This window comes from Luteimonas sp. A649, from assembly GCF_054072735.1.
In genome coordinates, this window is the sequence record NZ_JBSVRQ010000001.1 from 1,550,526 (window position 1) to 1,574,814 (window position 24,289).

The 24,289-nt window shown below is 69.4% G+C and carries 28 protein-coding genes and 2 pseudogenes; 15 read left to right on the forward strand and 15 right to left on the reverse strand.

Annotation, left to right across the window (positions count from 1 at the left end; translation table 11 throughout):
• Positions 1 to 88: 88 nt before the first annotated feature.
• From ACW5E8_RS07185 to ACW5E8_RS07200, 4 genes are all read left to right on the forward strand, one after another.
• A complete protein-coding gene (locus ACW5E8_RS07185; protein WP_456964779.1) occupies positions 89 to 1,018 on the forward strand; it encodes an SDR family NAD(P)-dependent oxidoreductase in 930 nt (309 codons plus the stop codon).
• Positions 1,015 to 1,626, forward strand: a complete 612-nt coding sequence (locus ACW5E8_RS07190; RefSeq protein ID WP_456964780.1) for a mechanosensitive ion channel domain-containing protein — start codon at positions 1,015 to 1,017, stop codon at positions 1,624 to 1,626. The genes ACW5E8_RS07185 and ACW5E8_RS07190 overlap by 4 nt, the downstream gene beginning before the upstream one ends.
• A gap of 122 nt (positions 1,627 to 1,748) precedes the next feature.
• Complete coding sequence (locus ACW5E8_RS07195) at positions 1,749 to 2,303, forward strand: NADPH-dependent FMN reductase (RefSeq protein WP_456964781.1); 555 nt, start codon at positions 1,749 to 1,751, stop codon at positions 2,301 to 2,303.
• A 45-nt stretch (positions 2,304 to 2,348) separates the two neighbouring features.
• Positions 2,349 to 2,909 (forward strand): peroxiredoxin, encoded by a 561-nt coding sequence (locus tag ACW5E8_RS07200; RefSeq protein WP_456964782.1) that lies wholly within the window; start codon positions 2,349 to 2,351, stop codon positions 2,907 to 2,909.
• 20 nt (positions 2,910 to 2,929) lie between these two features.
• On the opposite strand, the gene ACW5E8_RS07205 is transcribed toward ACW5E8_RS07200, so the two are convergent.
• Together ACW5E8_RS07205 and ACW5E8_RS07210 are read right to left on the reverse strand one after the other, a co-directional pair.
• Complete coding sequence (locus ACW5E8_RS07205; protein WP_456964783.1) at positions 2,930 to 3,232, reverse strand: AzlD domain-containing protein; 303 nt, start codon at positions 3,230 to 3,232, stop codon at positions 2,930 to 2,932.
• Complete coding sequence (locus ACW5E8_RS07210; RefSeq protein WP_456964784.1) at positions 3,232 to 3,903, reverse strand: AzlC family ABC transporter permease; 672 nt, start codon at positions 3,901 to 3,903, stop codon at positions 3,232 to 3,234. The genes ACW5E8_RS07205 and ACW5E8_RS07210 overlap by 1 nt, the downstream gene beginning before the upstream one ends.
• 85 nt (positions 3,904 to 3,988) lie before the next feature.
• On the opposite strand from ACW5E8_RS07210, the gene ACW5E8_RS07215 reads away from it, so the two are divergent.
• The 3 genes from ACW5E8_RS07215 to ACW5E8_RS07225 all read left to right on the forward strand — a co-directional run bounded on the left by ACW5E8_RS07215 (position 3,989) and on the right by ACW5E8_RS07225 (position 7,048).
• A complete protein-coding gene (locus ACW5E8_RS07215) occupies positions 3,989 to 5,725 on the forward strand; it encodes an EAL domain-containing protein (RefSeq protein WP_456964785.1) in 1,737 nt (578 codons plus the stop codon).
• 132 nt (positions 5,726 to 5,857) lie between these two features.
• Positions 5,858 to 6,508: a class I SAM-dependent methyltransferase gene (locus tag ACW5E8_RS07220; protein ID WP_456964786.1), complete on the forward strand. Its 651-nt coding sequence runs from the start codon at positions 5,858 to 5,860 to the stop codon at positions 6,506 to 6,508.
• A 249-nt stretch (positions 6,509 to 6,757) separates the two neighbouring features.
• On the forward strand, positions 6,758 to 7,048 hold the full coding sequence (locus tag ACW5E8_RS07225) for a hypothetical protein (RefSeq protein WP_456964787.1): 291 nt from the start codon (positions 6,758 to 6,760) through the stop codon (positions 7,046 to 7,048).
• Positions 7,049 to 7,122: 74 nt separating this feature from the next.
• On the opposite strand, the gene sstT is transcribed toward ACW5E8_RS07225, so the two are convergent.
• A complete protein-coding gene (gene sstT / locus ACW5E8_RS07230; RefSeq protein WP_456964788.1) occupies positions 7,123 to 8,403 on the reverse strand; it encodes a serine/threonine transporter SstT in 1,281 nt (426 codons plus the stop codon).
• A 135-nt stretch (positions 8,404 to 8,538) separates the two neighbouring features.
• On the opposite strand from sstT, the gene ACW5E8_RS07235 reads away from it, so the two are divergent.
• From ACW5E8_RS07235 to ACW5E8_RS07255, 5 genes and pseudogenes are all read left to right on the forward strand, one after another.
• Entirely contained in the window at positions 8,539 to 8,808 is a 270-nt protein-coding gene (locus tag ACW5E8_RS07235) for a DUF6522 family protein (RefSeq protein WP_456964789.1), read from the forward strand.
• A gap of 88 nt (positions 8,809 to 8,896) precedes the next feature.
• The gene (azu, locus tag ACW5E8_RS07240) at positions 8,897 to 9,559 is read left to right on the forward strand and encodes an azurin (RefSeq protein WP_456964790.1); all 663 of its coding nucleotides are present in this window, start codon (positions 8,897 to 8,899) and stop codon (positions 9,557 to 9,559) included.
• Positions 9,560 to 9,720: 161 nt separating this feature from the next.
• Positions 9,721 to 10,788: an alpha/beta hydrolase gene (locus tag ACW5E8_RS07245; RefSeq protein ID WP_456964791.1), complete on the forward strand. Its 1,068-nt coding sequence runs from the start codon at positions 9,721 to 9,723 to the stop codon at positions 10,786 to 10,788.
• Positions 10,789 to 10,902: 114 nt separating this feature from the next.
• A pseudogene (locus tag ACW5E8_RS07250) lies at positions 10,903 to 11,262 on the forward strand (DUF1428 domain-containing protein); the annotation flags it as partial.
• A gap of 21 nt (positions 11,263 to 11,283) precedes the next feature.
• Positions 11,284 to 11,628, forward strand: a pseudogene (locus ACW5E8_RS07255) (DUF1428 domain-containing protein); the annotation flags it as partial.
• Positions 11,629 to 11,696: 68 nt separating this feature from the next.
• On the opposite strand, the gene ACW5E8_RS07260 reads toward ACW5E8_RS07255, so the two are convergent.
• The 6 genes from ACW5E8_RS07260 to ACW5E8_RS07285 all read right to left on the reverse strand — a co-directional run bounded on the left by ACW5E8_RS07260 (position 11,697) and on the right by ACW5E8_RS07285 (position 16,242).
• Positions 11,697 to 11,840, reverse strand: a complete 144-nt coding sequence (locus ACW5E8_RS07260) for a hypothetical protein (protein ID WP_456964792.1) — start codon at positions 11,838 to 11,840, stop codon at positions 11,697 to 11,699.
• A 95-nt stretch (positions 11,841 to 11,935) separates the two neighbouring features.
• Positions 11,936 to 12,883 carry a PLP-dependent cysteine synthase family protein gene (locus ACW5E8_RS07265; protein WP_456964793.1) on the reverse strand — a complete coding sequence of 316 codons (948 nt, stop codon included), beginning with the start codon at positions 12,881 to 12,883 and terminating at the stop codon, positions 11,936 to 11,938.
• A gap of 98 nt (positions 12,884 to 12,981) precedes the next feature.
• Complete coding sequence (locus ACW5E8_RS07270; protein WP_456964794.1) at positions 12,982 to 13,512, reverse strand: cytochrome b; 531 nt, start codon at positions 13,510 to 13,512, stop codon at positions 12,982 to 12,984.
• A 76-nt stretch (positions 13,513 to 13,588) separates the two neighbouring features.
• Complete coding sequence (locus ACW5E8_RS07275) at positions 13,589 to 14,530, reverse strand: aldo/keto reductase (protein WP_456965264.1); 942 nt, start codon at positions 14,528 to 14,530, stop codon at positions 13,589 to 13,591.
• Between the two features lie 26 nt (positions 14,531 to 14,556).
• Positions 14,557 to 15,351 carry an SDR family NAD(P)-dependent oxidoreductase gene (locus ACW5E8_RS07280; RefSeq protein WP_456964795.1) on the reverse strand — a complete coding sequence of 265 codons (795 nt, stop codon included), beginning with the start codon at positions 15,349 to 15,351 and terminating at the stop codon, positions 14,557 to 14,559.
• A 33-nt stretch (positions 15,352 to 15,384) separates the two neighbouring features.
• Entirely contained in the window at positions 15,385 to 16,242 is an 858-nt protein-coding gene (locus tag ACW5E8_RS07285) for a DODA-type extradiol aromatic ring-opening family dioxygenase (RefSeq protein ID WP_456964796.1), read from the reverse strand.
• Positions 16,243 to 16,345: 103 nt separating this feature from the next.
• Between ACW5E8_RS07285 and ACW5E8_RS07290 the strand changes: the two genes are divergently transcribed.
• Positions 16,346 to 17,260: a LysR family transcriptional regulator gene (locus ACW5E8_RS07290; RefSeq protein ID WP_456964797.1), complete on the forward strand. Its 915-nt coding sequence runs from the start codon at positions 16,346 to 16,348 to the stop codon at positions 17,258 to 17,260.
• Here the strand turns inward: ACW5E8_RS07290 and ACW5E8_RS07295 are convergent.
• The 3 genes from ACW5E8_RS07295 to ACW5E8_RS07305 form a co-directional block, all read right to left on the reverse strand.
• Entirely contained in the window at positions 17,257 to 17,787 is a 531-nt protein-coding gene (locus ACW5E8_RS07295) for a hypothetical protein (protein WP_456964798.1), read from the reverse strand. The genes ACW5E8_RS07290 and ACW5E8_RS07295 overlap by 4 nt on opposite strands.
• Before the next feature lie 75 nt (positions 17,788 to 17,862).
• Entirely contained in the window at positions 17,863 to 18,414 is a 552-nt protein-coding gene (locus ACW5E8_RS07300; protein WP_456964799.1) for a YaeQ family protein, read from the reverse strand.
• 42 nt (positions 18,415 to 18,456) lie between these two features.
• Positions 18,457 to 18,693, reverse strand: a complete 237-nt coding sequence (locus tag ACW5E8_RS07305) for a hypothetical protein (protein ID WP_456964800.1) — start codon at positions 18,691 to 18,693, stop codon at positions 18,457 to 18,459.
• Positions 18,694 to 18,842: 149 nt separating this feature from the next.
• Between ACW5E8_RS07305 and yghX the strand changes: the two genes are divergently transcribed.
• Positions 18,843 to 19,730, forward strand: a complete 888-nt coding sequence (gene yghX / locus ACW5E8_RS07310) for a YghX family hydrolase (RefSeq protein ID WP_456964801.1) — start codon at positions 18,843 to 18,845, stop codon at positions 19,728 to 19,730.
• On the opposite strand, the gene ACW5E8_RS07315 is transcribed toward yghX, so the two are convergent.
• Together ACW5E8_RS07315 and ACW5E8_RS07320 are read right to left on the reverse strand one after the other, a co-directional pair.
• The gene (locus ACW5E8_RS07315; RefSeq protein ID WP_456964802.1) at positions 19,711 to 21,018 is read right to left on the reverse strand and encodes an acyltransferase family protein; all 1,308 of its coding nucleotides are present in this window, start codon (positions 21,016 to 21,018) and stop codon (positions 19,711 to 19,713) included. The two genes, yghX and ACW5E8_RS07315, sit on opposite strands and share 20 nt — an antisense overlap.
• Positions 21,019 to 21,034: 16 nt before the next feature.
• Positions 21,035 to 21,457, reverse strand: a complete 423-nt coding sequence (locus ACW5E8_RS07320; RefSeq protein WP_456964803.1) for a hypothetical protein — start codon at positions 21,455 to 21,457, stop codon at positions 21,035 to 21,037.
• A 194-nt stretch (positions 21,458 to 21,651) separates the two neighbouring features.
• Here ACW5E8_RS07320 and ACW5E8_RS07325 point away from each other — a divergent pair, with 194 nt between their 5' ends.
• Positions 21,652 to 23,418, forward strand: coding sequence for a CPBP family intramembrane glutamic endopeptidase (locus ACW5E8_RS07325; RefSeq protein ID WP_456964804.1), 1,767 nt, complete (start codon positions 21,652 to 21,654; stop codon positions 23,416 to 23,418).
• Positions 23,419 to 23,436: 18 nt separating this feature from the next.
• Here the strand turns inward: ACW5E8_RS07325 and ACW5E8_RS07330 are convergent, their stop codons facing one another.
• Positions 23,437 to 24,168 (reverse strand): SAM-dependent methyltransferase, encoded by a 732-nt coding sequence (locus ACW5E8_RS07330; RefSeq protein WP_456964805.1) that lies wholly within the window; start codon positions 24,166 to 24,168, stop codon positions 23,437 to 23,439.
• Positions 24,169 to 24,289: the final 121 nt, after the last annotated feature.

Below are 24,289 nucleotides of genomic sequence, written 5' to 3' on the forward strand. Positions count from 1 at the left end.
GGGTGCGGGTGCGCCGGACAGTCTACCCACGCCGATCCGCCCGCGAAGTGTGTCGCTGGTCATGGCAGGGCCATGCGACCATCACCCCATGCCTGCCAATTCCACTCGCCGCCGCTTGCTGTCCGCCGTGCCCTTGTTGGCGCTTGCGCCGCTCCTTCCGGGCCTGTGCGCCGAAGAGGCCTTCGGGCCAACCACCACCGCCGAAGAAGCCACGCGTGGCCTGGACCTCGCCGGCCGCACAGTCCTGGTGACCGGCGCGACGTCCGGGATCGGACTGGAAACCGCGCGCGTGCTCGCACTGCGCGGCGCTCGGGTGCTGGGCAGCACGCGTTCCGCGGCGCGCGGACCGGCCGCCTGGGACGGCTTCGCGGGACACCTGGTGCCGGTGCAACTCGACCTGGCGGATTTCGATTCGGTACGGGCCTGCGCGGCCCGTGTCCGCGAACTGGCGCCGCGGCTGGACGCAATCGTCTGCAACGCGGGCATCGTGCTTGGCGACTGGCAGCGCGTGGGCGGCATCGAAAAGCACTTCGTGGTGAACCACCTTGGCCATCATCTGCTGGTGAACCAGGCGCTTGACCTCGTGGTCGCCGCGCGCGGTCGCGTGGTGGTGCTGGGCAGCGCCAACCACCACGATGCGCCCGAGGGCGGCATCCAGTTCGACAAACTGTCGGGCGAAGGCTGGCACGAGCGTGCGTACAGCCACTCCAAGCTGGCCAACGGCCTGTTCTCGCTTGAGCTGTCGCGCCGCCTCGCGGGCACCGGCGCCACGTCGAACTGCGTGACGCCCGGGCATACGCGCACGCGCATCCTGCGCCACGTCGGCGATGCCTATCGGGCGGATGCACGCACTCCGGCGCAGGGTGCCGCCACGCCTTGCTACGCGGCGGTGCACCCGCGCATGGCGGGAGTGAACGGTCGGTTCCTGCGGGATTTCCAACCCGCCGAACAGAGCGCCGAACAGCGCGACGCAGCGATGGCACGCCGGCTCTGGGACATATCCGAGGAGTTGACGTGAGGGAGCATCTGCCCGTGTGGGTGCAGGAATGGCTGGGCGTGATCGTGCCCCTGGGCCAGGTCGCGCTGATCATTGTCGCCGCGCTGCTGCTGCGCCTGCTGGCACGCCGCGTCGGCGGCCGCATCTGGAAGCGTTACGACGCCCCGGCCGAACTCGTGGTGGGGTCGCGCCGCGTGGTCACCTTCCTGATCTCCGCATCCGCGCTCCTGCTGATCCTGCAGCGCCTGGGCGTGTCCGGCACCGTGCTGTGGACGGCGTTCACCGGCTTCGCCGCGGTCGCCGCGGTGGCCTTCTTCGCCGCCTGGAGCGTGCTGTCGAACATCTTCTGCACGATGCTGATCCTGGCCACGCGCCCGTTCCGGCTGTACGACCACGTCGAGATCCTCGAAGGCGGCGACAAGCCGGGCCTGGGCGGCCGCGTGACCGACATCAACCTGGTCTACACCACGCTGCAGGAAATCGACGACGCCGGCGACCCGCGCGGCAGCGTGCTCCGCGTGCCCAACAGCCTGTTCTTCCAGCGCAGCGTCCGCCGCTGGCGGAGCGACGAAGACCGTCGTCGCGCCCTTGCAGCGCGGGACAGGCCGGCCCGCAACCTGGACGTCTGACGCCGGCGCGCCCCGCTGGATGCGCGCAACGCATCGTTGCGCGAGGCCGTGGTTCCGGCGTCCGGTATCGGCCATACCCTTGTTGCGTGCACTCCTCCCCACGCAACTTCCAGGACCCTTCCATGGCCAAGTACCGCCTTGCCATCGTCGTCGGCAGCAACCGCCGCGACTCCATCAACCGCAAGCTTGCCGAAGCCATGGCCCGTCAGCTGCCCGACACCTTCGAGGTCAGCTGGCCGCGCATCGACGACCTGCCGATGTACAACATGGACCTTGAGGGCGAGCGCCCGGCCGAAGTCATCCGCTTCACCGGCGAGATCGCCGCCGCCGACGCCGTGGCGGTGGTGATGCCCGAGCACAACCGCTCGCTGCCGGCGGTGCTGAAGAACGCCATCGACTGGGGTTCCAAGCCGATGGACCAGAACGTCTGGCGCGGCAAGCCGACCTCGATCACCGGCACCACGCCCGGCGCGATCGGCACCGCGGTCGGCCAGCAGCACCTGCGGCAGATCCTCGGCGTCCTCGGCGCGGTGGTCCAGGGCGGCGAAGCCTACATCCAGTTCAAGCCCGACCTCATCGGCGCCGACGGCGACTTCAGCAATGCCGACACGCGCGCGTTCCTGCAGGCGTATGTCGACGGCTTCGTCGACCTGGTCACGCGCCTCGTGCCGCGCTGACGCGACGCAGGGCCTAGAATCGGAAGTCCTCCGAGGAGCCCCGCCATGACCACCCTGAAGCGCACCCTGGTACTCGCCGCCCTCGCCCTCGCCTCCGCCTGCTCGCCGCAGGCGCGCGCGACCCTCCAGCCCGGTGACGCCGCACCCGACTTCACCGCCCCCGCCTGGCTCGCCGGCGAGGCGTTCGAGTACTCCCTCTCCAAGGCGCTGCGCGACGGGCCGGTGGTGCTGTATTTCTTCCCCGCGGCGAACACGCCTGGCTGCAACATCGAGGCATCGCTGTTCTCGCAGGCGATCGACGATTTCAAGGCACGCGGCGTGTCGGTGATCGGCGTGACGGCCGGAAACACCGAACAGCTGCGCGAGTTCTCCGCCGACAAGGCCACCTGCTCCGGCAAGTTCCCGGTGGCCGCCGACACCGGCGCGAAGATCGCGGCCGAATACTCCGCCGTGCTTGAGCGCAAGCCAGAGATGTCCAGCCGCACCTCCTATCTGATCGGCAGCGACGGACGCGTGCTGGCCGCGCATTCGGACATGAATCCCGCGCAGCACGTCAAGCGGATGCTCGAAGCGATCCCAGGAACCGCCGGCGACGCCACGAACTGACCGCCGCCGCGGCAGCCGGCTCAGACCAGGCGCACCAGCGCCGCCGCGGCCGCACCTGCCACCACCACCACGAGGAACGGCAGCCGCAGCACCAGCGCGGCCGCCGCCGCGAGCAGTGCTGCAACGCGCGCATCGAAGGCAAGCACTTGGCCGTGGGCAAAGGTGTTGACCGCCGTCAGCGAAGCGAGCAGGCCGATCGTCAAGGCCGTTGCCGCCGCCTGCGCGCGCGGCGCGTCGAGCCAGCGCGGCGGCACCAGGAAGCCGGCGAACTTGGTCGCGAACGCGGCAGCGCTGGCGAGCAGGATCCATCCCCAAGTCGACATCAGTGCAGCCTCGCCGCGCCGTACCAGCCCCAGGCGGCGGCCACGGCCGCCGCGACCAGGATCGGCACGCCCGGCGGCACGAAGGGCACCGCGAGCACCGTGGCCAACGCGCAGACCACCGCGATCGCCACAGGTTCACGCGCCGACAGCCGCGGCCACAGCAGCCCGAGGAAGGCCGCCACCGCGGCGCCGTCCAGGCCCCAGCGCCGCGGATCACCCATGGCATCGCCAAGCAGCGCGCCCGCCGCGGTGCACATGTTCCAGAGCAGGTAGATGCCGAGCCCCGCCGTCCAGAAACCGCGCCGCTGTTCGGCCGGGTCGCGCTGGCCAACGGCGGTCGCAGTGGACTCGTCGATGCAGACCTGGGCCGCAAGCACACGCCTCCACCCTCGCGGCCGCAGCATGCGGTTGATCTGCATGCCGTACACCGCGTTGCGCACGCCCAGCAACGTGGCCGCGCCAAACGCCGCGGCCCCGCCTCCACCACCGGCCACCACGCCGATGTAGGCGAACTGCGAGCCGCCGGTGAACATCAGCGCGCTGAGCGCGACCACCTGCAGGACGTCCAGTCCGGCCGCCACGCCGAGCGCGCCGAAGGACACGCCGTACAGTCCGGTAGCGACCGCGACCGACAGGCCGACGCGCATCGCTGGAGTCTTCGTGATTCGCATGCGGGGATCTTAAAGCGCCCAATCGCCCAAACCCCAGGCAACCGTGGTACTACTCTCCGGTGCGGTCCCATCAGATGGGGGTCGGATGGAAGCGGACGGCAAGTGCACTCGACGAGTTCGCCCGTGGTGGCTGCTGGCGCCGGGCCTCCTGCTGGCACTCACCGCCACGCTGTCGGTCGCCTCCGGTGAGCCCCGCACCCTCCGTATCGGCGGCGATGCCAACTACCCGCCGTACCACTTCCTCGACGCCCGCGGCCACCCTGATGGCTTCGACATCGAACTCTCCCGCGAAATCGCCGCCGACCTGGGCTTGGAACCGGTGTTCGAGCTTGGCGACTGGGGGGCCGCGCTCGAGCGCCTCGCACGCGGCGAACTCGACGTCGTACCCATGTTCTGGTCGCCCGCGCGCGAACAGCGCTACGGGCTTACCGAGCCCTTCCTGATCCGCCACCACGCCCTGTTCGGCCACTACGAAACGCCGGCCGTCAGCTCACTGGAGGCGCTGGCGAACGTGCGCATCGCGGTACAAAGCTCGGGGCTGGCCTGGGAAGCGATGCGCGAACTCGATCGCCCCGGAGTCACCCTGGTCGAGACCAACAACGAATCCGAAACCCTGAGGTTGGTGGCGCAGGGCGCAGTCGACTACGCACTGGCACCCACCGGCATCGGTTATTACGCGATCCAGCACGAGGACCTGCCGGGCATCGTTGCGCTCACCCCGCCGCTGCTGGAGCGCAAATACGTGTTCGCCGTCCGGCCGGGCGATCCGGAACTGGTGGCCGCAATCAACGGATCGCTGGGGCGACTGCGCCGGAATGGCGTCCAGAACCGGCTGTACGTGGAATGGATCGGCAATCCGGGCGCGCCAGGCGAGCCGCTACCCACGCCGCGCAACCTTTTCGCCCTGCTCCTGTCCGGGCTGGGTGCGCTGGCTGTCGCGTGCATCGCACTGCTCGCACTGCTCGCATGGCAACGCCGTCGGCGTCCCGCCACCGCGCATACGGTCGCGCCAAGCCAGACCTCAACGGCCGCCGCCAGTACGCAATCACCCGATGCCACCGTCGACAGCCCGCGGTTGCTTGAGGAGTTGAGCGAGGCGATCGCCAACCAGCAGCTCGCCTATGCCTTGCAACCGAAGATCGACCTGCGCAGCGGACGCCTGCTTGGTGCCGAGTTGCTGGTGCGCTGGGACCATCCGCGCCTGGGCCCGATGGCGCCCGAAGAGTTCGTGCCGATCGCGGAACAGGCACGCACCATCGGAGAAATGACGCTCTACCTGGTGCGCCATGGCCTCGCGCAGTGCCGCGGCTGGCCGACCACGGGCGACCCGCTGCATGTGTCCATCAACGTGTCGGCCAATGACCTCGCCGACCCGCACCTGGTCGACGCCATCATCGACGCCTGCGACGGTGGCTGTCCCGGCTTGATGCTGGAGATCACCGAGACCGAAGTGATGCGCGAACCCGAACGCGTGGCAGAAGCGCTTCCGCGCCTGCGCAGCCACGGCATCGGGATCTCGGTCGACGACTTCGGCGTGGGCCACTCCTCGCTCGTGAACCTGCGACGCCTCGCACCGGACGAACTGAAGATCGACCGGTCCTTCGTGCGCGCCCTGCTGGCCTCGCACTCGGACCGCGCGATCGTCCGTGCCACCATCGATCTCGGTCACGAGCTCGGCGCCAGCGTCGCCGCGGAAGGCATCGAGGACGAGGACACGCGGGCCTGGCTCACCGAGGCCGGATGCGACGCCGGGCAGGGCTTCTGGATCGCCCGCCCGATGCCGCCCGCCGAGTTCGTGCAGCTGCTGCAGGCACAGCGCTGACCGGCGGCCACCGGCCGCGCCTGCTACCCTGCCCGCGAGTGCAGGCTCGCCCTGCATATGCGCGTACCAACCCACCGGACGCCCCTCCCACGCGCAGTCCGACAGGACGGGCGCCCCTCCAGGGAGGCCTTCGTGCCCGGTTACAGCACCCGCACGCTCACCGTGGCGGTCGGCGCGCACCGCTACCGGCTGCGCGTCCTCAGCGACAACCAGCAGTTCTCCGATCCCGACGGCCATGGCGAGCGCTTGGGCATCTCGTCGGCGCAGTGGAGCCATTTCGGCCAGCTCTGGCCCTCGGCACGGCTGCTGGCCGAGGCCATGGACACGTTCGACATCGCAGGCAAGCGGATCCTTGAAGCCGGCTGTGGCATCGGCCTGGCCAGCCTGGTGCTCCAGCGGCGCGGGGCCGACGTGGTCGCCTCGGACATACACCCGCTGGCGGAAGCCTTCATCGCCTACAACTCGGCGCTCAACGGCTTGCCGGCCGTGCACTACCGCCAGCTCGACTGGGAACGGGCGCTGCCGTCGCTGGGCGGCTTCGACGTGCTCATCGCCAGCGACGTGCTGTACGAGCGCGAACATGCGGCGCTGCTCGCGGCTGTAGTGGTGCGCCACGCAAATCCGGTGGCCGAGGTCGTTGTCGCCGACCCCGGCCGTGGCAACAGCAGCACCCTCGTGCGCTTGCTGGAGGACGAAGGTTTCGGGCTTACGCAATCGCGCGGAGCGCTGAAAGGGGACGCCCTGGGCACGCTGCGTGGCCGTCTGCTGCACTTCCGGCGCTGAGCCTCCTGCCACGGCGGCAAGCCGGCGTCAAGAGCCTGCAAACACTTTGTTAATGTGCGATTGGTAAAATGGACGCAAGGACACATGCACCCGACAGGGTCAGCGGTGTCCAGGTCGGGCAGTTCCAGTCTCCAGGTGCGTTTCGGCACCGCAAAACCATTCCGGGGCCCTGCCCCGACTGCCATGGCCGCTCTCCGAAGGCCGGCCGGCCGCAACCGCACGGCCGAGCCAACAACGACAGGAGTCGAGATGTCCCGCAGCAACGCCCAGAAGAAGACCCCCGCCCCCGCCGCCACCACACCGCGCGCCCGCACCTCGCCGCCGCTCCGCCGCTCTTCGGGCAGCAGCGCCAACAGCTCTGCCTCCCACCTGACCAGCCAGCGCATCGCCGCCGACCTCGCGTCGTTCAAGAAGTCCGGTGGACGGATCGAAGTGTTGGGCAACACGCCCCTGCGGCCGTATACCTCGCGCACCACCAGCCGCAAGACCGCTGTCGCCAAACCTGCGGCAGACGCCCCCGCGGCGAAGGCCAAGAAGTAAACCAGGCTGCACCCTGCCCGACCGGGCCAGGATGACCGGGGCGGCGCGCGATCATCGCGCGCCGCCCGTACGTTTCAGACGCTGAAGCCGCCCCTCGGCACCGCGTTCCCGGACATTCCGCCCGCGGCATCCTCATCGACCACTGCATCGCGGGCGGAGGTCGCGCCGCAGGCCGCGGCGATGAACACCACGTCGGTCGACGAGTTCAACGCCGTCTCCGCCGAATCCTGCACCACGCCCACGATGAAGCCGATCGCCACCACCTGCATGGCGATGTCGTCACTGATGCCGAACAGCCCGCAGGCCAGCGGGATCAGCAGCAGAGACCCGCCCGGTACGCCCGACGCACCGCATGCGCCGATCGCCGCGACCACGCTCAGCAGCAGCGCCGTGGGCAGGTCCACTGGGATGCCGAGCGTGTGCACCGCCGCCAGCGACAGCACCGAAATGGTGATCGCGGCGCCCGCCATGTTGATCGTCGCGCCCAGCGGCACCGCTACCGAACAGGTTTCCTGGTGCAGGCCCAGCTTGCGGCAGAGCTCCATGTTGACCGGGATGTTGGCCGCCGACGAGCGGGTGAAGAACGCCGTGATGCCGCTCTCGCGCAGGCAGCGCAGCACCAGCGGATAGGGATTGCGCCGCGTCATCGCGAACACGACCAGCGGATTGGCCACCAGGGCCACGAACAGCATCGCGCCCAGCAGCACCGCCAACAGGTGCACATAATCGAGTAGCGCCGACAACCCGCTTTCGGCCAGGATCGAGGCGACGATTCCGAACACGCCCAGCGGCGCCAGTCGGATCACCATCCGCACCACGCGCGTGATCGCGTCCGAGAAATCGGACAGCACCTGCTTCGTGCCCTCGCCCGCGTGGCGCAACGCCAGGCCCGTGGCGATGCCCCAGGCCAGCAGGCCGATGTAGTTGGCGTTGACCAGCGCAGCGAAGGGGTTGTCGAACACCTGCAGCACCAGCGTGCGTAGCACCTCGCCGATGCCGCCAGGCGCGCTGAGAGCGACGTCGGCCGGCACGTCGAGCGTGAGCGTGGTCGGGAACATGAAGCTCGCCGCGACGCCCACCAGCGCCGCAAGCGCGGTGCCGACCAGGTACAGCACGAGCACCGGACGCATCCGCGTGTCCTGGCCCTGCCGATGGTTGGCGATCGACGCGGCCACGAGCACCAGGACGAGCACCGGCGCCACCGCCTTCAGCGCGGAGATGAACACCGTCCCGAGCAGGCCGACCGACGCCGCGGCGCGTGGCGACGCCATGGCGAGCAGGACGCCGGCCAGCAGGCCGATCACGATTTGCGTGACCAGGCTTGGCCGGCGCAGGAAAGCGGGGAGGAAAGACATAAAGGTACGGATTCCGGGCGACGGCAGCGCGCCATGATAGAGCGCCGGCGGCGCGGACGCGCCGGTCTGACCCAGGTCAATGCGCGAACGCCGCGAAGATGCGAGCCTGCATGCTCCCCACGCACGGAGGAGGCCATGGGCGACGCCATTTCCCTTCAACTTGCCGACCGGCCGGACATCGAGATCGACGGCGACCTGGTGGCGCGCGGCCTCGGCCTGGATGTGGAGCGGTTCCGCGAACTGATGGCGCTGCGCAAGGTCGGCATGCTCTGCGAACGCGGCACCGGCGAGGATGCCGGACTCTACCGCGCCAGCTTCTACCACGAGGGCCGGCGCCTGCGGCTGGTGGTGGATGCCGAGGGGCGGCCGGTCGACCACCCTTCACAGACGACGACGGCCCCCTGATCCGGCCGCGCCGGCCGCGCGCCTTCACGCGCGCGAAAGACCACGAAGGTCCATCATGGTTCCCAATTTCCCACGCACGAGGTGCACGATGAAACTCCACGCTTCCCTGCTTGCCGCCGCCTGCGCACTGGCCCTGTCCGCCTGTGGCGGCGAGCCGTCACAGACCCAGGACACCGCAGCCGCACCGGCCCCCGCCACCACCCCGGCCGAAGATGCCGCTACGGCGGTTCCCGCCCCGGGTACCGACGCCCCGATGGACCAGGTTCCAGCGGACGGCTCCATGGCTGGGCCCGGCGACCCGGGCGAACCCGCCGAGTCACCCGCAACCGCCGACACCGCTGCCGGTGATGCCGCAGCCAGCGCCACCAGCTGCGCCGTCGACATCGAAGGCAACGACATGATGCAGTTCAACCTGTCGTCGATCAGCGTGCCGTCGAGCTGCGCCGAATTCACCATCAACCTCACCCATACCGGCCGCCTGCCGGAAGCGGCGATGGGCCACAACGTCGTGGTCACCACGTCGTCCGACATGGCCGGCGTCGCCGCCGACGGCATTTCCACCGGCGCAGCAGCGGGCTACCTCAAGGCCGGCGACAGCCGCGTCATCGCGGCCACGGACATGGTCGGCGGCGGCGAAAGCACCTCGGTGACCTTCGACGTGGCCAAGATCAAGACCGGTGGTCCCTACCAGTTCTTCTGCAGCTTCCCGGGCCATGCAGCGCTGATGAAGGGCACGATCAGCGTCAACTGATGCCGCTCGGCATCCGCGACACCTGTCGCCCGCGTAGCGCATCTGCGACGCGGGCGATTCCTGAATGGCCAGCCAGCTGTCATGACTGTGTCATCGCAGCAAGGTAGAGCAGCCACGCGGCGGGCCGGTAGCCTGAAAGGCCGATTCCAGCCGTGGTTCACATGCTCCGCATCGCCGCCCTCCTCGCCGCCTGCCTGCTGGCGGCGGGTTTCACCTCCTGGCCAGGACTGTCCGCGGCGCTGGCATCGCGCCTGGTCGCGCCCGGCGGCACCTCGTCGCTGCTGCCGTCCGGCCCGATCAACGCCGCCCTGTCCCGCCTGCACGACCGCAGCGGCCACGTCACCACCGGCGACGGCATCGCCGTCTTCTGGCGCGCTATCGATCCCGGCAACTACGACCTGCGCATGTCCTGGCCGCAGGGCCTGACCGTGGCCGACACCTTTCCCACGCTCGATTTCGACGTCCCGTCCACGCCTGCCTCCGCGCCGCGCGGCACCGTGGTGCTGCTGCACGGGTGGATGATGCACGGCGATTCCATGCTGCCCTGGGCGCTGCGCCTGGGCGAGGCCGGCTACCGCACGATCACCATCGACCTGCGCAACCACGGCCGCTCGGGCGAGGGCCCTTCCGGCTACGGCACGCGCGAGGCGGACGACGTGGTCGACGTGGTCACCGCCTTGCGCCAGCGCGGCGAGATCGTCGGTCCGCTGCACCTGCTGGGCGTGTCCTACGGCGCCGCCACCGCGATCTTCGCCGGCGCCGACCCGCACCTGCAGGCCGACAGCGTGGTGGCCATGGAATCCTTCGCCGTCGCCGGCACCGCGATCCGCGACATGGTGCCCTACATGCTCACCGACGCCCCCGCGCCGCCTTCTGCCTGGCTGACCCGGCAGTGGCTGAAATGGCGCCTGAGCGATGCCGTGCTGGATGACGCGATCGAGCAGGCCGACAGCACCCTGGAGCTGTCCCTGGACAACGTCGACGTTGGCGCCGCGCTTGCGCACGTGCCCTGCCCGCTGCTGGTCCACGGCGATGCCGACCGCCACGTCCCCGTCGAACATGGCCGCGCGCTGGCCGCGTCGTCGCCGCACGCGCGTTACGTCGAGATCCCCGGCCAGGACCACCTGAGCCTGCCGATGCAACTCGACGCGCTGATGCCGCTGGTGGTGGACTGGTTCGAGCAGCCGGGATGCCGCAGGCCGGCCACCACGACCGCCACGCTGCGCTAGCCTCCCTGCAGTCTTCGTCCGGTTAACGCCGGCGAAACATCTCCGGGATTACTTTGTCGGCGCATCGGCAGGCCCGTGCAGGGCTGCCCTTCCCCGACGCCCAGGAGACGCCACATGCCCTACTACACCGGCACGATCGTCGCGGTTCCCACCGCCCGCAAGCAGGACTACATCGACCACGCCGCTGCCACTTGGCGCGTGTTCCAGAAGTACGGCGCCGAACGCATGGTCGAGACCTGGGGCGTGGACGTGCCCCACGGGAAGCTCACCGACCTCCATCGCGCCGTCGAGGCCGGGGATGACGAGACCGTCGTGTTCTCGTGGATCGCCTGGCCCGACCGGGCCGCCTCCGATGCCGCATGGCAGAAAATGGAACAGGACTCGGCGATGGCGGTGTTGCCGGAGATGCCGTTCGACGGCAGCCGCATGATCTACGGCGGTTTCACACCGGTGTACTCGCAGGGCGAACCTGCGAGCGGTGGCTATTACCAGGGCTTCGCGCTCGCCGTGCCCGGGGAAAACCAGGAAACCTATGTCGCCATGGCCGACGAGGGCTGGCAGATGTTCGCCCGGCTCGGCGCCTTGGCCATGGTCGAGGCCTGGGGAGAAGACGTTCCGCATGGCAAGCGCACCGACTTCTACCGCGCTGCCCAGGCCGTCGAAGGCGAAGTACCGGTGTTCAGCTGGATCGCCTGGCCGGATCGCGACACCTGCGATGCCGCGAACAAGGCCATGGAGGCCGAGATGGAAGGCGCCGGCATGCCGGAGATGCCCTTCGACGGCAAGCGCATGATGTGGGGCGGGTTCGAGCCGGTGTTCGATTCCGGCGCGTCGCCGTGATGCAGGGCGCCTGCCCGCACGTTTGAGAAGCGTTCTTCCGACTCCAGCATCCGAGGTCTGTTATCGACCTAGAACCGCGCTCCCTGCGTCGCTCCATGCGCGGTTGTCGCATCGTATTCCAACTCCCGTGCACGGAACTCCTCGATCAGGGCCTGGGCTTTCCTGTTGATGTCTTCCGGCAGCAGGAACAGACAGCAGGCGACATGCTTCATTGGCTCTCCCGAAGACCTGTGAGCTGGTGGATGCGATCGAGTGGTCGGCAGCGGCAGCGGCGCGGCGAGCCGACGCCTTGCGGCGCAGCCCCCGATCAGTGCAGCGGCGGTGACGCCGGCTCGGCAGCCGACATGTAGAAGTCGTTGAGGTACTTCTCGCCCTTGTCGGCAAGCACGGTGACCACGGTCTTCAACTCCGGGAAGAGCTCGCGGATACGACGGGCGGCGATGAGGTGCGCCCCGGAGCTGGGCCCGCACAGCAGGCCGCGCGTGCGGGCCAGCTTGCGCATCTCGGCGACCGCGTCGGTGCTCGACACGCTCAGGAAGTCGCTGACCTGGTCGCGGTGGCGGGCGAAGATGCCGGGGACGAAGCCGTCGGAAATGCCTTCGATGCCATGCAGGTCCACTTCGCCGCACAGCAGCGTGCGCGACTCCGACGGCTCCATCGCGAACAGGCGTACGTCGGGGTTCACCCTGCGGAACGCCTGGCCGACGCCGATCAGGGTGCCACCGGTGCCGACGCCGTGCACGAAGGCATCCGGCACGCGACCTGCGGGCAGCTGGGCCAGGATCTCCGGACCCAGGATCTCGCGGTTTTCCTGCACGTTCCACTCCGACTCGAACTGGCCGGGGAAGAAGAAGCCCGGGCGCTGGCCGAGTTCGCGTGCGCGCTCCAGCGCTTCGTTGACGTGGAAGTTGCCGCACAGCAGCACCTCGGCGCCAAACGCGCGGGAAATCGCCACCCGCTCGCTGGACAGGCCTTCGGGCATGACCACGATCATGCGGTAACCCTTGACCGCCGCGACCATCGAGAACGCGTTGCCGGTGTTGCCGCTGGTGGCCTCGACGATGGTGTCGCCGGGCTTGATCAGCCCTTCCTTCTCCGCGCGATCGATGATGTACGAGGCGATGCGCGCCTTGATCGACCCGGAGGGGTTGAGGAATTCGCACTTGGCGAAGATGCCGTCCTCGAGTTCGAGCATGGGCGTGTCGTGCACGGCGTCGAGGATGCTGTTGGACACCTGCGTGTATCGGACCGGCATGGTTCGGCTCCTTGGAGGGGACGATCCCGATTTTCCCGGCCGGCACCGGCCACGGCCCTGATCCAGGTCACGGGCCTTGGCCGGCCGGTACGCGCGGGTCAAAGCATCCGCTGCAGCACGCCATCCTTCTTGACGAAGCGGTGGACCAGCGCCATCACCGCATGGCCGATCACCATGGCCAGCAGCAGCCACGCGACTGGCGAATGCAGGACGCCGCCGAAGGTGGCCAGCCAGGGGATCTCGGCGCCCTGCGCCACCAGCTCCATGCCGAAGACGGTCAATCCGTAGCCATTGCCGATCATGATGCTGATGCCGGTCACCGGCATCAGCACGAGAGCCGCGTACAGCGCGAAGTGGCCCGCCTTGGCGACAAGGCCGAGCATCTTCGGCGGCGGCGCCGGCGGGCGGTTGCCCTGGTTGCGCAGCGCCCACACGATGCGCAACAGCATCAGCAGCAGGATCAGGAAGCCGATCGAGATGTGCCAGGGCACCAGGGTCTGGCCGACCCAGTGCTCGCCATCGTCGATGCGGTCGAAGATCTTGAGCACCTGCCAGACCACCAGCAGGGCCACGCCCCAGTGCAGCAGGCGCGAAACGGTTCCGTAGCGTTCCCTGGTATCACGACTCATGGGATCTCCTTGGCTTGCTGGACTGCTGGCGGGCCGGAATAGCAGCAAGGCCAACCTTACCGCCATTCCATGGAGATCAGGCCGACGCCTGTTCCAGGGCCTCCATTGCGGACACCGGCAGGTGCAGCTCCGCCGCGGCCATGATGTCGTCAAGCTGCTCCAGGCTGGTGGCACTGGCGATGGGCGTGACGTTCGGACGCGCCATCAGCCACGCAAGGGAGACCTGCGCGGGCGTGGCAGCGACGTCGGCTGCGACCGTGCGCAGGACTTCGAGAAGCTTCATGCCGCGCTCATCGAAATAGCCCTTGAGGAAGCCGGCGCGCGCGGTGCCTTCCAGATCCTCGACGCTGCGGTACTTGCCGGTCAGGAAGCCGCTGGCGAGCGAGAAGTAACTCACCACGCCGATATCGTTTTCCTGCGCCACGGCGGCCAGCCCGGACTCGTAGCCGGCGCGGTCGTACAGGCTGTATCCGGGCTGCAGCACTTCGTAGCGGGACAGGCCCTCGTCGCTGGACACCTGCAGTGCCTCGCGCATGCGTTCGACCGAATAGTTCGACGCGCCGATCGTGCGGACCTTGCCGGCCTCGACCAGCTTCGAGAACGCGGTGAGCGTTTCCTCCAGCGGCACGGTCGCATCGTCGGCGTGGGCGAAGTAGACATCGAGATAATCGGTACGCAGGCGCTTCAGCGACTCCTCCACCGCCGCCTGGATGTTGTCCGCCGACAGGCCCTCGCGCGATGCCAGCTTCCCGACCTTGGTCATCAGCACCACATCGTCGCGGCGGCCGCGCTTCGCCAGCCAGTTGCCGATCACGGTTTCCGATTCGCCACCCGACAGGCCCGGGGCCCACGCCGAGTAGACATCGGCTGTGTCGATGGCATTGAAGCCGCGTCCGGTGAAGCGGTCGAGCAGCGCGAACGAGGTGGCTTCATCGGCGGTCCAGCCGAAGACGTTGCCGCCGAATACGAGGGGTGAAATTTCAGGGCCACTGCGGCCGAGCCTGCGCTTGTGCATGATCTGTTGCTCCTTGGAATCCGTAGGGTTCAGGCAATCGTCTCGACCGTGCCGCCATCAACGCGCAGCGCGGCACCCGTCGTGGCGCTCGCCTGCAGCGACGCCGCGTACACGCTGAGGTTGGCGACCTCGTCCGGATCCGCGAAGCGACCCAGCAGGTTCGACGGACGGTTCTCGGCCAGGAACAGGCCTTCCATCTCCGCCGGGGTCACGCCGCGCTCCGCGGCCAGGTCGGCCATCATCCGCACGCCACCCTCGGTGCGTGTCGGGCCAGGCAGGATGGTGTTGACGGTGACCCCGGTGCCCGCCAGCACCTTGGCCAGGCCGCGCGACAGGCCCTGCAGCGCGGCCTTGCTGGCGCCGTAGTGGACCATCTCGGTGGGGATGTTGAGCGCCGACTCGCTGGACACGAACTGGATCCGGCCCCAGCCGCGATCGCGCATGCCCTTCGCATAGTGGCGGGCCAGGCGCACGCCGCTCATCACGTTCACCTGCCAGTACTCGTCCCAGAGCGCATCGTCGATGTCGAAGAATTCGCGCGCACCATAGATGCCGAGGTTGTTGACGAGGATGTCCGCGTCTGGGCGCACCCCCACCAGGGCGCTGCAGCCTTTGGCGGTGCCGACATCGGCCACCACGCCGCTGGCATCGTCGCGACCGCCGTCCCGGCGCAGCTTGGCCAGCGCTTCGTCCACGCGCCCCTGGATGCGGCCGACGATGGTGACGGCCGCGCCGGCCTTCGACAGGCCGGTGGCGATGGCCAGTCCGATGCCGCCGCTGGATCCGGTGACGATGGCGCGCTTGCCGGAAAGATCGATCTTCATGGGGGAGTCTCCTGTAGCGGGCTTGGCTGCGGATCAGCCGAAGCGGAATGCGGAAAGGGTGGTCTTCATGACTTCCTCCGAATAGACCTTGCAGCCTTCGGAGCCGGCGCCCGCGCCGGCGGCGACCAGCAGCGGAAGCAGGTGCTCCTCGCCGCCCGGGGGATGGCTGTCGCGGGCGTGCGGCGCGGCTGCCCACTCGCGCAGCATGGCCTCGCGCCGTGGCGTTTCGCTTGCAACCGCCGCCGTCAGCCATTCGTCGAACGTTGCCGACACCGGTGTGTAGCGCGGGTCACCGTAGCCACGCATGTTGTGGAAGCTCATGCCGCTGCCGACGATCAGCACGCCCTCGTCGCGCAGCGCGGCGAGGGCGCGACCGGCCTCGATGTGCGCGGCCGGATCCATGTCGCGGCGCAGCGAAAGCTGCACCACCGGCACCTCCGCCTTGGGGAACATCAGCTTCAACGGGATGAACACGCCGTGGTCATGGCCGCGCTGCGGATCCACGCGCGCCTGCGCGCCCGCCTCGCCAAGCAGCTGCACGATGCGTTCGGCCAGGACTGGCTCGCCAGGCGCCGGGTACGTCAGCTCATAGGTATGCGGCGGGAAGCCGCTGTAGTCGTAGATCAGGGAAGGCCGGGCGCTTCCGGTGACGCTGAAGCCGAGCTCCAGCCAGTGGCCGGAGACCAGCACGATCGCGCGCGGCGTGGCCGGCAGGGTGCCGGCGACGCCCTTGAGGAAGGCGGCCATGCGGTCCCAGGTATCGGCCGGGTTCCAGTCCATGAAGAAGCAGGGGCCGGCACCGTGGGGGACGAAGAAGACGGGCATGCGCACGCCGCCGGTCACAGCGGATGTACTGCCGATGGAGCTCGCGGAGGGAATGTTCGTGGTCATGGCACACAGTATGGGCTCCACCCCTTAGGCAGAGAACCGGCCAGAATCGAACAATACTTCCCACTCCGAGTGTTAGATTGCCGCCGTGGACCGGATCACCAGCATGCGCGCCTTCGTGCGCGCCGCCAGCGACGGCAGCCTGTCGGCGGCCGCGCGCCATCTCGGCATGTCGCCGGCCATGGCCACCAAGCACGTCAATGCCCTGGAAGCACGGCTGGGCGTGAAGCTGTTCCACCGCAGCACGCGCCGGCTGGCCCTGACCGAAGCCGGAGCCAACTATCTCGAGGCCTGCCTGCGGATCCTTCCGGAGATCGACGAAGCCGAGGCGGCTGCGGCTTCGCAGCGCGTCAAGGCAAGCGGCCTGCTGCGGATGAACGTGCCGCTGTCGTTCGGCCGCGGCTTCGTGGCCCCCTTGATGCCGGAGTTCAGCCGACGCCACCCGGAAGTGTCGGTGGAACTCGGCCTGAGCGACGCCGAACTCGACATCATCGCCGGCAATTGGGACCTGGCGATCCGCATCGGCCGCCTGGCCGACAGTCCGCTGCAGGCGCGCCGACTGGGCGAAAGCCCGATGCTGGTCTGCGCGGCACCCGACTACCTGGACCGGCGCGGCGTTCCGCGGCGGGTCGCCGAGCTCATCCAGCACAACTGCCTCGGGTACACGCTGTCTGCCTCGCAGGGGCGCGACCACTGGGCCTTCGGCAGCAACGGCGAGATCCGGGTCCCGGTCAGCGGCAACCTGATGGCGAACAACGGCGAGGCCTTGCTGGAAGCGGCCGTGCGCGGCCAGGGGGTCATCTACCAGCCGGGATTCATCGTCGGCGAGGCCGTGTCGCGGGGCGAACTCGTGGCCCTGGAACTCGACAGGCCAGCGGTGGACCTTGGCGGCATCCACGTGCTGTATCCGCCCGACGGGCGCCCGCCGGCCAAGGTGCGGGTGATGATCGACTACCTCGCCGACGCGTTCTCCCGATGCGGCCCCATCGTGGGCACGCGCTGCCAGGGCACGCGCTGCTAGAGCGTGCCGGTCACCTCGCCTCCGCGTGCGGCGAGGAACTCCTTCGCCCGCGACTGCTCGTCGCGCGACAGCGCATGCACCACGACCGTGGTGCGGTGCGCGTCCATCGCGTCGTGGGTGGCCTGCACGTAACGGTCGTGGTCGGGTCGGATGGCAACCAGTCCGCCCAGGAACAGTCCGCCGACGGCACCAAAGAAGATCGTCGCCAGGCCCGCCGCCACCGGCGAGCGCGCCACGAAGGGCACGCCCATCCACATCATGGTCCCGAAGGCGGCTGCGCCCAGCACGGCGCCGAGGATGCCCAGCCGCACGTGGGCAATGACGATGGTGCGCCAGATGCCGCCGCCCTCGGGTTCGAGCTTGATATTGGCGTCGGGCTCGTCGGGCGCGATCACCTTCACCTGCGCGGGCTGCAGCCCGATCTCGGCGATCATCGCCGCGGCGGCATCGCGCGCAGCGCCGGCGCTGTCGAACACCGCGGCAAGCTTGCTGTTGGATACCTCTCCGCTGACCGGGCTGTCGGACACGGCGCGTGCTCCTGAGGGCCTGCGCCGATCATTCCAGACCGGGTGTCCGCCGGACGTGAGCGCCGGACTGCGCCCTCAGGCGGCCGCGACACCCATCCGCATCTGCGGCTTCAGGGTCACGTCGCCGCGATCGGCGATGAGCTGCAGCTCGCCGTCCTGGATCATCGCGCCCATGTTCATGCTGCGCTCGAGCAGGCCGGCCGCGGCCTCCACCGATGCCGGCTCGAGGTTGACGACCGAAAGGTTCTTCAGGCGCCCGAGGCTGTTGGCGGCCTTGTCCCACCAGATGTCCGCGGCGCCGCCGCTGTAGTTGACCACGGTGACCTGCCGGGCGCGGCCACAGGCCTTGCGGATGCGGCTTTCATCGGGCTGGCCGAGGTCGATCCAGTGCTCGACGTCGCCGGTGTAGTCGCGCAGCCAGAGGTCGGGTTCCTCTTCGTTGCTCAGGCCGCGACCGAACTCCAGGCGCTCGTGCGCATTCAGCGCGAACGCGATCACGCGCGCCATCAGGCGCAGGGGCGTTTCGGACGGATGCTGGGCGAGCGTCAGGGCATGGCCGGCGTAGTAATGCCGGTCCATGTCGCTGACCTGGAGCTCGAGCCGGTAGATCGTGGCATTGGGGGCCATGCGTGCGCCTCTTCAAGGGAGGCGCGAGTGTAGACCCTTGGCTCAGCTGCAGCCGCCGCAGCAGGTGCTGCCACCGCTGATATGCAGCTCTTGCACGAGCGGCTCGGCGGCGTAGCCCACCTTGCGCAGCGCGGCCACGATCTGCTCGCTGCTGGCGCTCGAGATCACTTCCAGGCGGCCGTTCTCGAGATCCAGCGCGATCTTTGCGTCGGGATCGAGCGGGCGCATCGCGGTGGAAAGCATGGCGGCGTCGGCCTTGCCGGACAGTTCGAACTGCATGTGGATCTCCTTGTGGGGTCACCGGCGACCCCGGCGGAATGCATCATGCAGCCCTCCCCCTCTTGGCGTCCTTGACTCCGGTCAAGCCGCATGCGGGCGCGCCCGAGGCGTAAGGTTGCCGTGCCACCGCCACCAGGGAGCTGCCCGCCATGACCCGTCGCACCGCGAAGGATTTCTCGCCAGAACTGCTCGAGCTCTACGACGGCTACGTCCACGGCCGCATCAACCGGCGGCAGTTCCTGGATCGCGCCGCCACGCTCGCCATTGGCGGGATGACCGCGGCCGTCGCCCTTGCCGCGCTGACGCCCGACTATGCGCTCGCCCAGCAGGTCCAGTTCACCGATCCGGACATCGTCGCCGACTACATCACCTATCCCTCGCCCAACGGCCACGGCGAGGTGCGCGGCTACCTGGTGATGCCGGCGAAGGCGCAGGCCCCCGTGCCGGGCGTGGTGGTGGTGCACGAGAACCGCGGCCTCAATCCCTATATCGAAGACGTCGCCCGCCGCGTGGCCAAGGCCGGCTTCGCGGCGCTCGCGCCCGACGGCCTGAGTTCGGTTGGCGGCTACCCGGGCAACGACGACCGCGGCCGCGAGCTGCAGCAGCAGGTCGATCCGGAAAAACTGATGAACGACTTCTTTGCCGCCATCGAGTTCCTGCTGCGCGACGCGCGCACCACGGACAAGGTCGGCATCACCGGCTTCTGCTATGGGGGCGGCGTCTCCAACGCGGCAGCAGTGGCGTATCCCGAGCTCGCCGCGGCCGTGCCCTTCTACGGGCGCCAGGCCGAACCGGCCGACGTGCCACGCATCAAGGCGCCGCTGCTGATCCATTTCGCCGAGAACGACGAACGCGTCAACGCCACCTGGCCGGCGTACGAAGCCGCGCTGAAAGCGGCCGGCAGCGACTACGAGGCGCACTTCTATCCCGGCACCAACCACGGCTTCCACAACGACTCGACGCCGCGCTACGACGAGGCCGCGGCGAAGCTGGCCTGGGAGCGCACGATCGACTGGTTCAGCCGCCACCTGGCTTGACGCCGCCGCGTGCCCGAAGCCGCCAGGACGCGAAGGACACCGCTGCCAGCCCGGCCAATGCGCCCGGCCACACGCCCCACACCAGCGCCGCGGCGAGCCCGGCGTACAGGGCTGCGCCACCGGCCAGGATGGGCAACATGTCGTGCACAGCGGGCACGTCCCGCGTACGCCGCAGCTCGAAGCGCAGCACCAGCGCGATCACCGGCGCCACCATCAGCAGGCACAGCGCGATCCACCCTGCCCGCCCCAGCCAGAAACCCGGCTCCCCGGGCACGCCCGCATCGATCGGCAGGCCGAGTTTCTCGCCCAGCCACGCAGCGGGGAGTTCAGCCAGCTTGTGCCAGAGGTACAGCGGCATCCCGAGCGCACCGAGCACGGCAATCACGCGACCCAGCGCGCGGCCCGCCAGCAGCCGACGAGCCAGCGGCTCGAAGGACAACACCGCGCCCACCTGCAGCCACATCACGCCGATCAGCGCCAGCGTGGGCGGCAGCATGTTGTTGCCGGCCAGGGCCACGCCGACCATCGCCACCGGATAGCCGCTGGCCATTGCCAGCGCCAGCCACAGCGCGCCCAGCACCAGCAGCGCCATGCCGGTGCCGACGCCGCGGAAACGCCCGCGCTTCCACGCGATGCCCAGCTGCTGCGGGATCAGCCAGACCACCAGCATGTTCAGCCATGCGATTCCGGCCGGATGTTCCGACACGCCGCGGCCAAGCCAGCGCAGCGCATCAAGCGATGTCGCGCCTGCGCGCACCACGTCGAACACGGCCGCCAGCGCCACCAGTCCCACCACCGCACGCAGTCCGAAACGGACGTCCAGCCGCAGGCACCACGGCAGCAGCGCCTGCACCGTCAGCAGCATCAGCAGGAACCACAGGTGGATGGTGAGCGACTGGTTGAACACGCCGAGCAGGCGCCCGCCGGTCAGGAGCGAGAACGCCGCCAGCGCCACCAGCACCGCGAGGTAGGTCACCGTCGGCCGCGCCAGCCCGAGCGCGCGCGCCGCCCACCAGTGCTTCTGTCCGCCGCCTTCCATCCGTCGCGCCACGCCATCGGCGCTGACCGCGGCCGACACGAACACGAACAGCGGCACCACCTGCAGCACCCAGGTCAGGAATCCCGCCGCCTCCCAGATGCCCAGCAGGTGGTCGGTGTCGACCAGCTGGCCATCGACCAGGCGCGGGAGGGTGGCGACCCAGTGTCCCAACACCACGACCAGCAGCGCGCACGCGCGCAATGCGTCGGGATAGGGGTCGCGCTCCGATCGGGTACGTGCGCTGTCCAAGACCGGCAACGATCCGCTAGACGCGACGCAGCATGCGACGCCCGGCCACGATGCCCAGCCATGCCATCGGCAGGTACGCGAACACGAGATCCAGCGCGATGAACCACGCCGGCGCCGGGATCATGAACGCCGCCGCCACGCCGCCCGCCAGGAACACGACGCCGATCACCCATGCGAAGGCCGCCTTGCGACTGGCCGCGACCAGGTAGGCCACCAGGGCACCGGCAAACGTGCCCAGCGCATGCGCCAGGAACGGCACCACGAAGTGCTCCGGCCGGAACAGGTGGATGCCCGCAGCGAGGCCTTCCGCGGTCGTCATGTCCACGCCGGCAGGCGGTGGCACCAGCATCGGGCCACCGGTCACGATCGCCATGTTGACCAGGCTCCCGATAACGATGCCCGCGGGCACCGCGGCGATATTGCGCAACAGCTGTTTCATCTCCCCTCCCCCGCCCGTCCCCCGCCAAGGGGGACAGGCGCGAGTCTAGCCGCAAACCCCAGTGCCCCAGTGCACCCCGTGGCAGACCGGAGTCGGGCCAAGCCGCGGCCTGCAGGTCCGGCGAAACGCAGGCCTTGGGGCAAACCGCCTCCGCGCTATCATCGCGACAGGGGAACGCGGGGAACACCATGGGGATGGGACTGTTTCGCATCGCGCTGCTGGCGCTGCTCTGCGCGGCTGCATGCTGGCCTTGGCACGCCCGGTCCGATGACGACCCGGTGCAAGCGTCGGTCAGCGAGGTCGACGCGCACATGCTGGCCGCGTACGAGCAGCAGCTGCGTCTTTTCGACGCCGGACCCACGTCCCTCCCGGACCACGCCGCCCGCGCGGTGGCGCGCTGCGAATTCATCGCCGCGTTCAGCGACGCGGAAACCGGCCGCTACGTGGACAGTGCGCCCGACGCGCTGGACGAATGCATCGACGCGATCGCGGCAGCCGCGCCGGACCACCCGATCGTGCGCGTCTACATGCTGGAGATGGGTCGCCTGCACGATGCCGACGGACAGGCCGACGCACTGGTCGCCGAGTCCGTCGACTGGCCGCCCGAGCTGCGCAGGCGACTCGCGACCGCCCTCTACTGGGAGCTGCACGACGAACGCGAGGGGGTGATGGCGACCATGGCCGCGCAGCTGGGCGAGTCCCCGCTGGTGCCGCGCGCGGTCACCCACCTTGTCGGTACCGGCGATCACGCCGGCGCGCTGGCCCTGCTCGAGAACGCCGGCCCGGCCAGCGGCAGCCATGCGGCGGTGCGGCGCGTGGAGGCGGCGATGCAGCTGCAGCCGCCGGGCGCCGCCGCTCGCGAACTGCGCCGCCAGGAGCAGGACGGTTTCGCGGTCGACGCCGCCATCGCCGCGCGCGCCCTGCTTCGCGCCGGCGAGATCGACACCGCCCAGGAGCGGCTGGCCGCATCAACCGACGGGAACGACGATGAACTGGCCCTCGCACGCTTCGACGTGGCCCATGCGGCGGGCGACTGGAGCACGGCGGCCGCGGCGGTCGACCTGGTCCGCGCCGAGGGCTTCGTCGCGCACGCCGAACGCTTCGCCAGGCTGGTCGCGGCATCTCCTGGCAGCCTGCTGCAGCCGGCCCTGTGGCCGTCGCTCGCCATCTTGCTGGTGATCCTCCTCGGCCTCGCTCTCGTCCCGGGCCTGCTGCTGATCCCGGTCCACTACCGCGGGGCGCTGCGGCGGCTCGCGGGGCGCGCACGCACGCCGCTCTACCAGACCTTCGGACTGCGACACGCCTGGATGGCGCTGGCGGCCGTGCTGGTCCTGCCGATGCTGGTGCTCGGAATCGTGGCCCCTCACGACGTGTCGGTGATGCTGTCCGAGGACCCGCAACCGGGCGGCCGCACCTTGATGCTGGTCGGACTGTGGGGCGGCCTGGCATGCATGGCGGCGCTGGCCCTGCCGCTGGCGCGCTTCAGCACCGCCGGCGGCTTCGGCTGGGCGCGGCTGCACCGGGCGTGGTGGCGGATCCTGCTGGCCTGGGGTGTGCTGCTTGTGCTTGGCGGACTGCTTGCAGCCTGGCATCAAGGCCAAGGCACGGACACCGACACCGCGCAGGTGCGGATGGTGGCCGAACTGGTCAACAGCGGACGCACCACGCTGGAGATCCTGCTGGCCTTCGCCGCCGTCGTGCTGGTCGGGCCGCTGTGGGAAGAGATCGCCTTCCGCGGCATGCTCCTGGGCGGAATCGCGCGGCACATCTCATTCGGCTGGGCCAACCTGCTGCAGGCCGTCCTGTTCGCCGTGATCCACGATGACCCGCCGCGCTTCCTGTTCTACCTCGCGCTCGGGCTGCTCGCAGGCTGGCTGGTGCGGAGCACGCGCTCGCTTGGGCCGGCCGTGGTCCTGCACATGCTCAACAACGCGCTGGCCTTCGCCCTGACCCTGCGCTGAGCTGGCGCGCAGGGTCACTCATGCGCACAGGCGCGATGCCACTGCGCCCTTGTGGTTGCCGTTGAAGCCCACCCAATGATCGCGTCCGCAACGCATGAACACGGACTTGGGCACGGCTGCGCCGGCGGGCCGCAGCACCAGCTCAAGCCAGTCACCCCACAGGACCGCCCGCTTGAACCTGGCCGGCTGGTCGTCGATCCAGGCCTCGCCCTCCACCCGCTGCCAGGTCTGCTGCAGGCGTACGCGGAAGCGCCGGCCGTTCGATGTCTGCCAGCCCCAGGTGCCCGCCACGCCGGCCGGGATCATCCACAGGAAAATGGCAACCCCGCCGGCGGACATCTTGCGGTCCGGCTTCCAGTCGCCCATGTCGAAGTCGTGCGACACCACCCGCGTCCCCGGCCGCAGTTCCTCCAGCAGGCGTGGGCGCAGGTCCAGGTTGACGCTGTGCAGCAGGTACATCGTGACCACCGTCGCCGGGCTGAAATCGGCGTGGAACAGGTCGTATTCGATGAAGCTGACCCTGTCTTCAACCCCGGCCCGGGCCGCGTATGCCTCGGCCCGCTCCACCCGCACGCGATCGATTTCCACGCCCACCGCCTGCGCGCCGTGGTCGCGGGCGGCGGCGACCACGATCCGGCCGTCACCCGAGCCCAGGTCGTAGACCACGTCGCCGGCATCCACAGCGGCCAGCTTGAGCATCGCCTGCACCACCCGCTCGCCGGTGGGCACGAACGGCACGTCCAAGGGCATGGCGAACGGATCAGACCCGTCAAACACACATTCCCTGGACAACCCTTGCACCCCACTTCCGGAAAGACGATCGGACAATCAGCATAGCAGCGGCCCTTGGTGGGCCGCCGGCGTTCGCGGG

Bases quoted from the DNA above. Each gene is read 5' to 3' on its own strand.
- ACW5E8_RS07330 (WP_456964805.1), bottom strand. From the start codon at position 24,168: ATGCCCTTGGACGTGCCGTTCGTGCCCACCGGCGAGCGGGTGGTGCAG.
- ACW5E8_RS07215 (WP_456964785.1), top strand. From the start codon at position 3,989: ATGGAAGCGGACGGCAAGTGCACTCGACGAGTTCGCCCGTGGTGGCTG.
- ACW5E8_RS07280 (WP_456964795.1), bottom strand. From the start codon at position 15,351: ATGAAGATCGATCTTTCCGGCAAGCGCGCCATCGTCACCGGATCCAGC.
- ACW5E8_RS07270 (WP_456964794.1), bottom strand. From the start codon at position 13,512: ATGAGTCGTGATACCAGGGAACGCTACGGAACCGTTTCGCGCCTGCTG.
- ACW5E8_RS07235 (WP_456964789.1), top strand. From the start codon at position 8,539: ATGGGCGACGCCATTTCCCTTCAACTTGCCGACCGGCCGGACATCGAG.
- ACW5E8_RS07325 (WP_456964804.1), top strand. From the start codon at position 21,652: ATGGGACTGTTTCGCATCGCGCTGCTGGCGCTGCTCTGCGCGGCTGCA.
- ACW5E8_RS07320 (WP_456964803.1), bottom strand. From the start codon at position 21,457: ATGAAACAGCTGTTGCGCAATATCGCCGCGGTGCCCGCGGGCATCGTT.
- azu (WP_456964790.1), top strand. From the start codon at position 8,897: ATGAAACTCCACGCTTCCCTGCTTGCCGCCGCCTGCGCACTGGCCCTG.
- ACW5E8_RS07300 (WP_456964799.1), bottom strand. From the start codon at position 18,414: ATGGCCCCCAATGCCACGATCTACCGGCTCGAGCTCCAGGTCAGCGAC.
- sstT (WP_456964788.1), bottom strand. From the start codon at position 8,403: ATGTCTTTCCTCCCCGCTTTCCTGCGCCGGCCAAGCCTGGTCACGCAA.
- ACW5E8_RS07305 (WP_456964800.1), bottom strand. From the start codon at position 18,693: ATGCAGTTCGAACTGTCCGGCAAGGCCGACGCCGCCATGCTTTCCACC.
- ACW5E8_RS07285 (WP_456964796.1), bottom strand. From the start codon at position 16,242: ATGACCACGAACATTCCCTCCGCGAGCTCCATCGGCAGTACATCCGCT.
- ACW5E8_RS07225 (WP_456964787.1), top strand. From the start codon at position 6,758: ATGTCCCGCAGCAACGCCCAGAAGAAGACCCCCGCCCCCGCCGCCACC.
- ACW5E8_RS07265 (WP_456964793.1), bottom strand. From the start codon at position 12,883: ATGCCGGTCCGATACACGCAGGTGTCCAACAGCATCCTCGACGCCGTG.
- ACW5E8_RS07195 (WP_456964781.1), top strand. From the start codon at position 1,749: ATGGCCAAGTACCGCCTTGCCATCGTCGTCGGCAGCAACCGCCGCGAC.
- ACW5E8_RS07210 (WP_456964784.1), bottom strand. From the start codon at position 3,903: ATGCGAATCACGAAGACTCCAGCGATGCGCGTCGGCCTGTCGGTCGCG.
- ACW5E8_RS07245 (WP_456964791.1), top strand. From the start codon at position 9,721: ATGCTCCGCATCGCCGCCCTCCTCGCCGCCTGCCTGCTGGCGGCGGGT.
- ACW5E8_RS07290 (WP_456964797.1), top strand. From the start codon at position 16,346: ATGCGCGCCTTCGTGCGCGCCGCCAGCGACGGCAGCCTGTCGGCGGCC.
- ACW5E8_RS07205 (WP_456964783.1), bottom strand. From the start codon at position 3,232: ATGTCGACTTGGGGATGGATCCTGCTCGCCAGCGCTGCCGCGTTCGCG.
- ACW5E8_RS07185 (WP_456964779.1), top strand. From the start codon at position 89: ATGCCTGCCAATTCCACTCGCCGCCGCTTGCTGTCCGCCGTGCCCTTG.
- yghX (WP_456964801.1), top strand. From the start codon at position 18,843: ATGACCCGTCGCACCGCGAAGGATTTCTCGCCAGAACTGCTCGAGCTC.
- ACW5E8_RS07260 (WP_456964792.1), bottom strand. From the start codon at position 11,840: ATGAAGCATGTCGCCTGCTGTCTGTTCCTGCTGCCGGAAGACATCAAC.
- ACW5E8_RS07200 (WP_456964782.1), top strand. From the start codon at position 2,349: ATGACCACCCTGAAGCGCACCCTGGTACTCGCCGCCCTCGCCCTCGCC.